Consider the following 13027-nt stretch of genomic DNA (forward strand, 5'->3'; position numbering starts at 1 on the left):
ACGACCTTGTTCGATAAATTGTTCGTTCTAGCGCGTCTGTTGGCAGTTTCGCTTTTTAAAACTGTTCCAATTTAAACCATAATGATGAACAGCTTCCTCAAGTGTGATGCCGCGATTCATGTCGTCTGGTAGATTTAATTGCAAAGTTTCCTTGATCCAATATAAAGATTCTCCATTGTTATCAACCTTTCAAAAGATTTTTTGAAGAAAACAGATATACCGTCTTTATCTTGTTTTAGTTGAGGATCAGTGGACTCTGAATTATCGAGAGAATTATTAGTAAATTAAGACTATTGAATGTGGTCCCTAGTGTCTTATCCCGAGGCTAATTAATTTTACTCCTTCTACAACAGATAGCATTACGCCAATCATTTCAGCAGTTTCTATAAGAATAGATGGGGCTGCTGACATGAATTTGAGAATTTTATTTATTTATCATACAAGTGCGATAGGTAAATTTCAATAGTAAATTTTCCTAAATCAAATGGGCGACTCCGTAATCTAACCTTCTATACATACACTAAAGTTGCATGAATTCAGAGAGAATCCCATCGCTACAACATTTTTTGGTATTCCACTGTTGATGTTTATTGGAATAATTGAATTGTTATAAGACGCACATAGGTACTCTTCAATATTTTCCTGAGCGCCCGAGTAACACCTTGTAATTTTTCCACTACAGTAATTTAGACAAAAAAATTGCACCTCCAATTGTTAAATGGTGTCTAACAAATGGGGTGCAGTTCACTCCAGAAGGGGTTTGCGTCTTGCAGTGATAAGTTTTCATTACGATTTCGAAATTTCCCTAAATCCTTCGCCGAAAACGTCACGAACGTCATGAATGGCGATAAATGCTTCTTGATCTGCCTCTTTCACAATGTTCTTCAGTTTAACCACTTCTCGGCTGCTAATGATGATATACAGAATGTCCTTTTTGTCTTTTGTATAGTAGCCATGCCCCGCAAAGACGGTCACACCTCTGCCCATGAATACATTCACTTGCTGTGCAATTTGGTCTGGATGTTTTGAAATAATCGTAACCGCTTTTTTCATGCTGAAACCTTCGATAATGACTTCCATCACTTTTGTACCGATGTATAGCATCACAATTGTCAGCATCACTTTTTCAGCACCGATAATAAAATAGGATGATAAAACGACGATTAAATCAAAAAATAACAAGCCATAGCTGATACTCCAGCCGAAAAATTTGTTCGTCATACTCGCAAGGATTGTTGTACCAGCTGTCGTGCCGCCAACGCGAATAATGAGCCCAATGCCAACGCCTGCAAATACACCGCCAAAAATTGTGTTTACAATAATTTCATCTGACGCAATCCGCCAGTCCGATGTGATATGTAAAAAGAGCGAGTTGAATAAAACAGCAATAATCGTGTAAATGGTTGTATTTCTGCTTAAAAATTTATAACCCACAATAAGCAAAATACCGTTGAGCACTAAGTTTACGAGTCCAGGCGACCAGCCATAAAGATAATAAGCAATAATCGTCAGGCCAGTTACGCCACCTTCTCCAAGGTCATTCGGAATGACGAAAAGATTTACAGCTAACGCAAAAATAAAAGCCCCTGCAATAATAAAGAGAAAGTCGACCATTCTTTTTTTCATATACTAACCGCCCATCTGCCAAAAATTCGGATATGATAAATCTTTCTAAACTTTACCGCACCTTCTGCGAATATCTCTTTAATTTACCATCAAAGGCCTGTATAAGTCAATGTACAGACAAACAACTATAACAGAGGTGAGTTTTTAAAGTCTTTCTTATTAAGGTTTGTACAATATACTTATTTTTATTCGTGAAGTGGTACGGACATAATATTTGAGCTAAGTACTAATCAACCATTCCATTCTATATTTAACTAATCTCGCAAGGACTGTCTCATAGGAAGTTAAACGCTCAAAAAACAAAAGAAAATGCTGAAACGCTTATAAAACAGCGTTTCAGCATTTTAATATCAAGGAATAATCCTTAACTTCTCCCAACCTGACAAGCAGTTTCAAACAATATCTCCACAGCCGGAAGAAGGGGATCTTCACTAATATCAAATTGTTCATGATGGTGTCCCGCAGGAAGGTCTGTGCCAAAAATGCAGTAAGTTGCTTGGCCTCCTCGTTCTTGGACAGCTTTTTCTTCTAATTGCATAAAAACTCCTCCAAGTTCATTGATGCTCGCATAATCAATATATTAAAAACGAGCATGAATACCCGGTCCGAACGGGATACCAAAATAAAAGAATACAATAATTAATATAATCCATGTGACTAAGAAAGCAATTGAATAGGGAAGCATGAGTGAAATATAGGTTCCAATACTTGCCTTTTTATCGTATCGCTGCATAAATGCCAATATAATGACCATGTAAGGAAAGAGTGGGGTAATGATATTGGTTGAAGAATCCCCGACTCGATAGGCTACTTGAGTAAACGCAGGATGATAGCCAAGCTGCATAAACATTGGAATGAATATTGGCGCTTCAATGGCCCATTTTGCAGAACCAGATGTGATCAGGAAGTTTAACAGTGATGTAAAGAGTATATAACCTACAATAAGCGGTAACCCTGTAAAGTTGATACTTTCTAGTAATTCCGCACCGTTTACTGCGACCCATGTCCCTAGATTGGACCAATTAAAATAGGCAGTGAACTGTGCAATGGCAAAAACAAGTACAATATAGCTCGACATGTCCTTAATTGACTCGGTCATATAGAAACTTACGTCTTTACTAGACTTGATTTTCCCGACAGAAATTCCAAAAGTTATTCCGATAATCACGAAAAAGAATAAAATAAGCGGAACGATACCAGCGAGAAATGGGGAGGGAATGAGTCCGCCATCTTCGTTCGTCAATGGACTATTCGGAATGAAAATTGCACCCGCGATAATTAATATATAAATGAGTCCAGCAAGCATCGAAAAAATAAATGCTCTTTTCGTTTGGGGCAAATTTTCGGTTGTTTCTTCCTCAATCGCATCCCCTTTATACGTGCCGAGTCTAGGCTCAATAAAACGGGTTGTTATAAGTCCACCGACAATCGTAAGAACAAACATAGATACGATGTTGAAAAACCAGTTATCAACAGGTGTGACCGTCATTGTTTCATCTATAAAACGTGCAGCTTCGGTTGATATACCAGCAAGTAATGCGTCTGTTCCAGCAATAAATAAATTTGCTGTAAATCCTGCACCAGCACCGGCAAATCCTGCTGCTAAACCGGCAAGCGGATGGCGACCAACTTTATAAAAAACGAGTGCTGCTAATGGAGGGATTAAAACGATGGCAGCATCAGACGCGAGATTTCCCATAATCCCGACAAATACTACTGTGTATGTCAGCAAGTATGGTGGTGATTTTAGAATTGTTTTCCGTACAGCATAATCGAGTAAACCAACTTTTTCTGCTAATCCAACCCCTAACATCATAACCAACACTAATCCTAACGGTGCAAAACCTGTAAAGTTGTCCAACATCGAGGTCAGGATGAATTGCAAGCCTTCTCCAGAAATTAAGCTTTTAATGGGAAGCGTTTCTCCATTTCCGGGATGGATCACAGAGGCATTAAATAAGCTGAAACACCAAGAAATAATTATCATCATCACTGCAAGGCCAACGAATATAGCAAATGGATCAGGAAGTCTATTTCCTACTCGCTCGACAATATCTAGAAACCTTTGAAACAAGCTTCTTTTTTCTTCCATCATTTCACCTCATTAGATTGTTTTTCCGTTCAGTGTTGTCGGTCTGATATCTTTTGGAATCGGATTTCTGTAAGGATGCGTTTATTGGAATTGGTAAAATACATCTTGCACTTTCTATAATTCCCCTTCAGAAGAAAGGAGGGGAATGCCGGTCAATGCCATCGCAGCCGCGGCGCGTAACATTCCTTTATGCGCGAAACTAGTTTAACCTTGTGCCGTCATTTCCCATGTATGCAGCGGAGTAGCAAGAGCACTTGTTGCAGCTGTTGATTGTGCGGTAGGCACTACCCAACTAACATCTGCCACGTCAGTAGAACCAAAGAAAATTTCATCAGATTCTTTGAATGCAGATATCGAATCTGCGAGATGTTTTCCAGAAAACTCACTACCATCGCCGATATGGTCGAATCCACTCATCAAATCGATATAAAAATCTTGCTCGTCTTGTGACTTGGCTGAAATAGTCTTTATTTTTTTCGATATATTCATTGATGAATTTATACAATTAAACTCCTCCTATATTAGTCTGATAAAGTTGAGTACTTCAACAGCTAGGGGCTTCATTACATTTACTAAAGTAAGCAGCAAGTAATTTAGCGCCATTTAGCAGGGACTGGCTATCAGTGTATTCATCCGGATGGTGGCTAATGCCTTGACGACACGGAATAAATAAAAGACCGCTCGGCCAACGTTTAGCCATGTTCATCGCATCATGACCCGCTCCACTGTCCATTATCATCGAAGACAAATTTAATTCTTCACACAGCTCGGCGAGGACTCCTTGAATGTTGATATCGAGTTGAATTGGCGGATCGTCAGCAAGCGTTTCGATATGGAAGGTAACGGACCTTTTAACTTCTGTGTGCTGAATAAAAGATAGGATAACTTCAACCATTTCTTGTTTTAAATCCGCATTTGTACTGCGAATATCGACCCCGATGACAACTTGTCCAGGAATCATATTCATGGCATTAGGACTAGCTTTGATCGTGCTTACGGTTGCCATTACTGGAATCGATTGCCGCTCGTTCATTTGAAGTGCGGCGCTTTCAACGTGGCTAATTAATCCCGCTATTGCAACCAGTGCATCTTGACGATCATTCATAGGTGTAGTGCCTGTATGGTTTGTCATGCCTTCACAAGTAATCAAAAGCCGTGTCGGTTGTGCGATTGCACGAACGATGCCGATATCTTTCCGGGTTTTTTCTAACAATCGTCCTTGTTCGATATGGATTTCGATAAATTGTTCGAATGCATCTGTTGCTAGCTCCGCTTCTTGAATATCTTGCCAATTCAACCCGCTATCATTCACGGCTTCTTGAAGTGTAATGCCATTTGTATCTTTGAGATTCGCAACGCGATCAGTATTTAGTAATCCGCAAACGGCCTTGCTTCCAATCGTTGACACCCCAAACCGTGCGGATTCTTCACATGCAAATGCAACAATGGCAATGTTTTTAACAGGCTTAAATTGTTTAGCCTTAAGAATTTTCACTGCTGCGAAGGCGGTTAGTACGCCTGCAACACCGTCATAGCCGCCGCCATTATAAACGGTATCCAAGTGTGATCCAGCGGCAATTGTACTTGCGTTTTCATCTACTTTCCATACAGCCCATTGATTGCCTGCAGAATCTTGATGTGTTTCTAAGCCGAGATTTTGAGCAATCACCCGAAACTGTTCATGTGCGTCTTGTTCTTCTTTTGTATAGCCAAGACGAGAAAAGCCTTTTGGCTGATTCATATCGTTTGTTAGATTTAATTGCAATAAAGTTTCTTGAATCCAATGTAATAGATTTTCTATTGTGATCAATCCCTTTCGAAAGTTTTGTTAGTAACTAAGATAGGTATGCACTTATTTTCGGTAGAATGATAGTTTATGCAATGAGTTGTTTCAATATTTTAGGTAAATGGTTTATCTATTCTTGTTCAGTTGACAGATTTTTTAGTTTCTTTACACGATACAATAAAACACCCTCGATGTCTATAAAAGATGGTATTCTGTTTTAATTGGAAAAGTATGTTAGAGTAGTATTCAATATAAGAATCTGCATATTTGCAGGAGAGGTTCGCAATTCCATCCCTCGATAAAAAACTAGGAGCGCAAAACAACACTCCTTTTGTGTTGTTTTTTTTGATGTGAAGAGGCTCGAATCTCTCAAACTTGTTAGAGAGAGGGAGATAAAATGAATAACGAAAATGAAATTTTGGTAATTAGTAGAGGTCAGGATAGTACGACGTGCTTATCACTTGAACTTGTTCTTGTAGAAAATGTGTCGAGAAAAAAGGGGGCTGAAGTAGAATGATGCAACAAATTTATCCAGTTGTCCCTCATGACTATGCCTATGAGATTAATAAAGATTTCCATTTTGCAGCGGCTCATTATGTTCCGAGCACGGATGCTGGTAAATGTCAGCATATACATGGACATACGTATTTTGCTAACATCACAATCGTTGGTGATACGCTTGACCATTCAGGGTTCCTTGTGAACTTTAAAACAATAAAGGATTTGGTTCACCGTCGTTTTGATCATCGTGTGTTGAATAAAGATGCAGCGTTTTCCGATGAGGATCCTTCCTATTTTCCAACTTCAGAAGTCATTGCACGGACGATTTATGAAATCGTTCAAGCACACTTGGATACGCTGGACAATCAACCGAAATGTGTTCAAGTATTTTTAAGGGAAACGCCGACAAGTTACTGTGTTTATCGCCCAAAGGAGGCGTCATCGCAATGACAATTCCTGTACTTGAGATATTTGGTCCGACCATCCAAGGGGAAGGGATGGTCATTGGGCAAAAAACAATGTTCGTCCGGACGGCAGGTTGTGATTATTCCTGTTCATGGTGTGATTCCAAATTTACATGGGACGGATCAGAAAAAAAAAATATTAGAAAAATGAATGCGAAGGAAATCTTGGATGCATTAATAGAAGAAGGCGGCGACCGATTTGGTCATGTCACCATCTCAGGGGGAAATCCAGGATTACTTCCGCAATTAAATAGTTTAGTCGACTTGTTGCATGCACAAGGTATAAAAATTGCACTGGAAACACAAGGAAGCAGATGGCAGCCGTGGTTTACAAAAATCGATGAGCTCACACTTTCACCAAAGCCGCCAAGTTCCGGAATGCAAACAGACTTTTCCGTGCTGGATCAAATCATTGAATCATTGAGTATTGAGCAAAAAGGGACATTCAGTTTGAAGATTGTTGTTTTTGATGATGAAGATTTGGGCTATGCAAGGAAGGTGCACCAAAGATATCCTACAGTAGAGTTATTTATTCAGGTCGGAAATGATGACCTTCAAAAGGCAAATGAAGCGGAGTTACTGGTTCATTTACTAGAAAGATATGAGCGGCTAATTGACCAAGTAATGGCTGACAAGGAATTAAAGCATGTACGTGTTCTGCCACAGCTACATACGTATTTGTGGGGGAATAAACGAGGCGTTTAAATGCAATGAAAAAATCTTAGTAATCAGCGCAAAACTTCGGCCCTTGTTGGGCCATTTTATTTTAAAAGGGGGAGTATATTTGGAAGTCGTATATTTTGCAGGTGGATGTTTATGGGGCGTACAGGCTTTTATAAAAACTTTACCTGGCGTTATGCATACAGAGGCGGGAAGAGCGAATGGAACAAGTCATACCCTTGAGGGTGATTATGATGGATACGCGGAATGTGTAAAAACAGAATTCGATCCGACGGTTATCACAATCAGGGAATTAATGGCGTATTTCTTTGAAATCATTGATCCCTACAGTTTGAATAAACAAGGTCAGGACGTTGGCGTGAAATACAGAACAGGCGTATATAGTGAAAATCCGGAACACTTAAAAGAGGCAAAGACATTTATTAGTGAAAGAAAGGATCATGACTTGATAGTTGTTGAAGTCTTACCTCTTACAAACTATGTGAGAAGTGCAGAAGAACATCAAGATAGGTTATCTAGATATCCAAATGATTATTGTCATATTCCAGTAGAACTATTAAGTAAATATAAGTAAGGAAGAGTAATGGTTTGTAGGCTTTTTATTTCCGGAAATATTTTACTACTGTAATCACAATTATTTATTTGGATAGGGGGAATGCATATGAGATATTTAATATTATTAACGCCATCAAAAAATTGGATAGAAGGTATTGTTTTGCATAATCAACCTTTTATGCCCGAACATGCTGTGTATGTGCAAAATGAATATAACAACGGGAATATTGTTCTAGCTGGTCCATTTGGGGGTTCAACCGGAGGCGCTATCGTGATTGATGCAGATAATGAGGAATACGTTATAAAATTTGCTGAAAATGACCCGGCCGTTAAAAACGGTGTCTTCAGTTATGAAATTAAGCAATGGGATTATAAAATGAGTAGATTAGAAAATATAAACCCAAAATTCGGCCAGGAATACATTGAGTACAAGCATAAGATTCAAAAACAATTGGGTATTATATAGGGTTCATTAAACAACCGATAAAACCTTGCGTGTCAGCGCATGATGCATACAAATTCCTTAAAAGGTGATGCTGCAACGCGATTATAACTACTAAATATAAAAGTAACGAAGCCGTGTTATAAAAATACGGCTTTGTTACTTGTGTGTACAAATTAATCTGTCAAAACGGCCCATAATTCATAAACTGTGCAATGATGAGAAAAGCTGTCGCAAGTGCATACCAAATAATGAGTAGGGGGGTAATGAATTTAATCCACTTCTCCCATCGAACGCCGCCTAAAGCGAGTGTCGCCATGAAGTATCCAGATGTCGGATAAAATATATTTGAAAAACCGTCGCCGAACAAGAAAGCGAGTACAGCAGTTTGCCTCGTAACATCAGACAAATCCGCTAATCCAGACATAATCGGCATCGTCACCATCGCTTGTCCGCTTCCAGAAGGAATGAGGAAGTTTAATCCGCCTTGGATAATCATCATCACAATGGCAGTAACTGCTCCAGGTACAGAGTCAATCACCAAACTAGCCCCGTGGATAATTGTATCCATGATATTTCCATCATTCAGCACAACTGCTACCCCTCTAGCTACTCCTACAATCATTGCACCGAGTAATATTTGTTTAAAACCATCAATAAATGATTCTGAGATTTCCGATGGTTTTAAACCGGAAATTAACCCCACACCAACCCCAATAATAATATACAATCCAGCTAACTCTTGGAAATACCATCCATGCTTTAATAATCCGTAAATTAAAATGATAATCGAAATACCAAGCGCAATAGATGCAATCAATTGTCGAGTTGTTGCTTTTATCGTTGTCATTTCTTTCAGCGGCTTCTGGTTTCCTTTATCTTCCTCATACGTAATACTTTTCGTTGGATCGTCATGAATCTTTTTTGCATAACGCCAAACATAATAAATCCCAATACTTAGTATGATTGCTAGAATAACAATTCGATAGCCAATGCCAGAATAAAATGGGAGGCCTGCAATTTCTTGTGCAACTCCTAAATTGGCGGGCGTAGTTAATCCAACAGTAAAGCCGGCAATCGTAGCAACAAGCACTGTGGCGGTGGCGGTAATTTTATCGAAACCCAATCGAATAATAAGGGGTAAAATCGTTGGTAAATAAATTAGCGATAATTCCACTTGTGCGGTAAACGTTGTAAATAAAGCGAACGGAATCATTAATGTTGGAATGATTAGTAAATTATGGTTCGCAAACATGTTTCCGAGTTTATTAACACCAAGGCTAATTAATCCTGCTCGCTCTACAACTGCAAACATGCCGCCGATCATTAGGATCCCGAATATAATTTCAGCAGTTTGTATTAAGCCAGTTGGAACTGCTAACATGAATTCAAAAAGGCTAACCGGACTTGCATCGGTATATGTAAAGGTACCGGGTTGAATAATTTGGGCACCAGATTCATTCGTAACTCTTTCAAACGTACCTGACGGAATGATGTAACTTAATAATGAAGCTAATGCAATTAACGAAAATAAAATAACAAAAATATGAGGGATTTTACTTTTTGTATTTTGTTCTTCCTCATTGTAACTCACTTGTTCATCCATATAGTTGCTCCTCCTCTTAAATAGAATTTAATTCTATATATCATACTAGTGCGAGAAATTAATTTCAATAGTTAATTCAGAACAATCTGAGAGTACTGCTTATGAACAACTATTATGAGGGCTAAAACGAGGAGGGGGCACGTAACAAGCGCAACAAAGTCGATTGGACTCGTTTATTCAATGCGATTTTGGGATGAAGTGTTTCAGGATATCTCTAAAAACTATGACGGTATAGAGACGCAATCCATACATATTGATACATTAAGTGCTTATCTTGTTTCTAAGCCGCATGCATTTGATGTCATCGTCGCAAGTAATTTATTCGGGGATTTATACAACCAATCATGACAGTAAAGTCTCTATACAAAATTGAAATTGTTTGAGAACCTGGCACTTTTACGATTAAAAAAGGAAATTAGGACAGAGAATTCATGTAAACGTAACAGTAGCTTTTTCTCAGATCATCTTTTATACTGTTCACTTTGGTTTATGTTTCATTGAAAAAGGCAACATAGTATCTTATGAATATTTTTGGAAAGGAGTTAGAATCGTGAAACTTTTTAGGGATATATTGCTGATTACATTCGGTTCTTTCATATATGCACTTGCATTAACAGGGCTTGCCATCCCAAACAATTTAGCGGAAGGCGGGGTAGCGGGTGCTTCGATCATCTTACATTATGCCCTCGATTGGTCAGTAGGGATTACGAATTTTCTGCTCACAGGAATTATTTTAGTCGTAGGTTATCGTTATTTACCAAAGCGGACAATCAGGCTTACTTTAATTACAGCGCCGCTGATTTCATTTTTCCTTTTTATTACTGAAAATATCATGGAACCTCTAGGAGATCCACTTGTCTCGGCGGTATTCGCTGGTTTTTTTATTGGCATTGGGACGGGGATGATTTTACGTACAGGAAGTTCGATGGGTGGTTCAACGGTCATCGCGCAAATGTTTCATTATAACCTTGGATGGGATTTGACACGTACAAACCTTGTCATTGACATAGCAATTGTCACGTCGGGGCTACTGATCATCGGCCCGTTAAACACGATGTATACAATTATTGCTTTATACATTGGTAAAAAATCAACCGACCTTGTGCTCGAAGGGTTAGATTCAAGGAAAGCCGTGAGTGTCATTTCTAACAAAGCAATGGAAATTTCTGAAGCTGTAATTAGTGAAATGAGAACAAGCGCAACTGTTTTTGAAGGCTACGGCAGTTATATGCTAGAGGAAAGAGACATGACGTATATCATTATTAGTAAACACCAACTGATGAAACTGAAACGAGTGATAAATGAAGTTGACGATGAAGCATTCGTTGTTGTACATGATGTGAGGGAAGCATTTGGCGGTAGTTTTTCTTGGATCACCAGACGGTGAGTTATAAAGATGCTCAATATGAATAAATATTTTAGGGTTGTACCAGTTATATGGGTACAACTTTTTTTCATACAGTTTATTATGTTTCGAAACTTACCAGTTTTTCGAGCGAATCATTTACTTATTCGATTGCCTTGTGTCTGAAAGGCTCATTTTTATTGCATCAAAATGCGGAAAATCGAGTTGTATGCGTTACCGAATCATATAATTGTCGAAAAAAACTATGTAAAAACAGATAATTCGACAATTTTAAATCTTTACAATTGTGTGGAGTTGGTGTAATGTATAAGCAATGATTCGTGCTGGACCTAAAAACGTTCCTCTCGCACGATTCGCGAAAAATTGAGATGAATAATCAAAGATACTGCCTAACCTGTCAAAAATCGATACCCGGTTTTGTATCGCAGGTAAAAGCCAGACTAATTAGATTTACGGGATGCCGTAGTCTATTTTGACCTGGCTTTTTTTTAGTGCCTACACAATAAGGAGGAGAGAATATGAAAGAATTAATCGAATTAGACAAAAAACACTTTATTCACCCAACGACTTCTATTATGGAGCAACAGGAAAAAGGACCAAAACTGATTGTTGAAAAAGGCGAAGGTATCTATTTGACAGATAAAGAAGGAAAAGAATACATCGATGCGATGTCATCTTTATGGAATGTCAACGTCGGACATGGACGGAAAGAGATTGCAGAAGCTGCGAAGGAACAAATGGAGCAACTCGCATTTAGTTCCACTTTTTCTACGTTCAGTAATGAACCTGCAATCCGTTTAGCTAAAAAAATTGCAGATCTTGCACCGCCGAGTTTAAATGCTGTGTTTTTCACATCGGGTGGCTCTGAATCCAATGATTCTGCTATCAAACTAATTCGGCACTATTGGAAAATACAAGGACAGACTGAACGGCATAAAATTATTTCGCTTAGTCGAGGATATCACGGTGTAACTGCAGGAGCGACAAGTGCAACAGGCATCCCGCAATTTTGGGATATGGCAGGACATATGCTAACTGGTTTTGCCCATGCGAAAACTCCGTATGAAATTGGGACAAGCGAGTCTATTCAATCGATTAGAGAAGTAATTGAGAAAGAAGGGCCGGAGACGGTGGCGGCATTTATGGCAGAACCAATCCAAGGAGCCGGCGGTGTTTTAGTTCCGCCAAAAGATTACTTTAAAGAAGTACGTAAGCTTTGCGACGAGTACGGTATTTTGTTTTTGGCCGATGAAGTCATTACTGGTTTCGGACGAACAGGAAAGATGTTCGGAATTGAACATTGGGACGTTGAACCGGATTTGATGTGTTTTGCCAAAGGGGTTACGAGCGGATATTTCCCGCTTGGCGGAGTGATTGTATCGGATAAAATCCATGATGTACTAAAAGAAAAATCGCAGGGAGTTTTATTCCACGGATTTACGTATAGCGGACATGCAACAGGTGCAGCCGTTGCTCTGAAAAATATTGAAATCATTGAGAATGAGGGACTTGTAGAAAACGCTCGTCTCATGGGTGAGGAATTGTTGAAAGGTCTTCAATCAATCAAAGATGAAAGTACGATTGTTGGAGGTATCCGCATGGTCGGCTTAATCGGGGCAATTGAGTTTGTCGAGGAGCCTTCAACGAATAAACGTTTTTCACCGGAATTGAAAGTGACGCCAAGAATCATCGAAGAGTTACATGAGCGGGGTGTAATCTGCCGTGGGGTTACCTATGACGGGACAGATATTGTTTGTTTCTCTCCGCCGCTCAGCATTAATAAAGAAGAGATTGAGATTCTTGTTAATAGATTACGTGAGTCTGTCCTTGCTGTTCAGGGCGAGCTAGAAAGTCAGCTAGAAAAGGCATAAAACGGTGATCATCTATCCTCGGATTTGCAGATAACGG

The 13027-nt window shown here is 39.0% G+C and carries 12 protein-coding genes and 1 pseudogene; 7 read left to right on the plus strand and 6 right to left on the minus strand.

The window, feature by feature from the left end; genetic code table 11:
• Positions 1-786: 786 nt before the first annotated feature.
• The 5 genes from AB1H92_RS05315 to AB1H92_RS05335 all read right to left on the minus strand — a co-directional run bounded on the left by AB1H92_RS05315 (position 787) and on the right by AB1H92_RS05335 (position 5528).
• On the minus strand, positions 787-1626 hold the full coding sequence (locus tag AB1H92_RS05315) for a YitT family protein (protein ID WP_115361759.1): 840 nt from the start codon (positions 1624-1626) through the stop codon (positions 787-789).
• 364 nt (positions 1627-1990) lie between these two features.
• Positions 1991-2164: a hypothetical protein gene (locus AB1H92_RS05320; RefSeq protein ID WP_172481024.1), complete on the minus strand. Its 174-nt coding sequence runs from the start codon at positions 2162-2164 to the stop codon at positions 1991-1993.
• Positions 2165-2206: 42 nt separating this feature from the next.
• Positions 2207-3718, minus strand: coding sequence for an AbgT family transporter (locus tag AB1H92_RS05325; protein WP_370475421.1), 1512 nt, complete (start codon positions 3716-3718; stop codon positions 2207-2209).
• Between the two features lie 204 nt (positions 3719-3922).
• Complete coding sequence (locus AB1H92_RS05330; RefSeq protein ID WP_115361755.1) at positions 3923-4207, minus strand: hypothetical protein; 285 nt, start codon at positions 4205-4207, stop codon at positions 3923-3925.
• A gap of 55 nt (positions 4208-4262) precedes the next feature.
• The gene (locus tag AB1H92_RS05335; protein ID WP_243835726.1) at positions 4263-5528 is read right to left on the minus strand and encodes a Zn-dependent hydrolase; all 1266 of its coding nucleotides are present in this window, start codon (positions 5526-5528) and stop codon (positions 4263-4265) included.
• Between the two features lie 489 nt (positions 5529-6017).
• On the opposite strand from AB1H92_RS05335, the gene queD reads away from it, so the two are divergent.
• The 4 genes from queD to AB1H92_RS05355 all read left to right on the plus strand — a co-directional run bounded on the left by queD (position 6018) and on the right by AB1H92_RS05355 (position 8171).
• The gene (gene queD, locus AB1H92_RS05340) at positions 6018-6455 is read left to right on the plus strand and encodes a 6-carboxytetrahydropterin synthase QueD (RefSeq protein WP_115361753.1); all 438 of its coding nucleotides are present in this window, start codon (positions 6018-6020) and stop codon (positions 6453-6455) included.
• A complete protein-coding gene (gene queE / locus AB1H92_RS05345; RefSeq protein ID WP_172481076.1) occupies positions 6446-7174 on the plus strand; it encodes a 7-carboxy-7-deazaguanine synthase QueE in 729 nt (242 codons plus the stop codon). The genes queD and queE overlap by 10 nt, the downstream gene beginning before the upstream one ends.
• Before the next feature lie 79 nt (positions 7175-7253).
• The gene (locus tag AB1H92_RS05350; protein WP_115361749.1) at positions 7254-7724 is read left to right on the plus strand and encodes a peptide-methionine (S)-S-oxide reductase; all 471 of its coding nucleotides are present in this window, start codon (positions 7254-7256) and stop codon (positions 7722-7724) included.
• 87 nt (positions 7725-7811) lie between these two features.
• A complete protein-coding gene (locus tag AB1H92_RS05355; RefSeq protein ID WP_115361747.1) occupies positions 7812-8171 on the plus strand; it encodes a YciI family protein in 360 nt (119 codons plus the stop codon).
• Positions 8172-8331: 160 nt separating this feature from the next.
• Here AB1H92_RS05355 and AB1H92_RS05360 read toward each other — a convergent pair whose 3' ends face one another.
• Complete coding sequence (locus AB1H92_RS05360; protein WP_115361746.1) at positions 8332-9753, minus strand: YfcC family protein; 1422 nt, start codon at positions 9751-9753, stop codon at positions 8332-8334.
• A 120-nt stretch (positions 9754-9873) separates the two neighbouring features.
• Here AB1H92_RS05360 and AB1H92_RS05365 point away from each other — a divergent pair.
• The 3 genes and pseudogenes from AB1H92_RS05365 to AB1H92_RS05375 all read left to right on the plus strand — a co-directional run.
• Positions 9874-10086 (plus strand): annotated as a pseudogene (locus AB1H92_RS05365) (isocitrate/isopropylmalate family dehydrogenase); the annotation flags it as partial.
• Positions 10087-10303: 217 nt separating this feature from the next.
• Entirely contained in the window at positions 10304-11140 is an 837-nt protein-coding gene (locus AB1H92_RS05370) for a YitT family protein (protein WP_243835727.1), read from the plus strand.
• A gap of 497 nt (positions 11141-11637) precedes the next feature.
• Positions 11638-12990 carry an aspartate aminotransferase family protein gene (locus AB1H92_RS05375; RefSeq protein ID WP_115361740.1) on the plus strand — a complete coding sequence of 451 codons (1353 nt, stop codon included), beginning with the start codon at positions 11638-11640 and terminating at the stop codon, positions 12988-12990.
• Positions 12991-13027 lie beyond the last annotated feature (37 nt).

Origin of the sequence: Sporosarcina pasteurii (assembly GCF_041295575.1) — a bacterium.
Taxonomy (GTDB): Bacteria; Bacillota; Bacilli; order Bacillales_A; family Planococcaceae; genus Sporosarcina; species Sporosarcina pasteurii.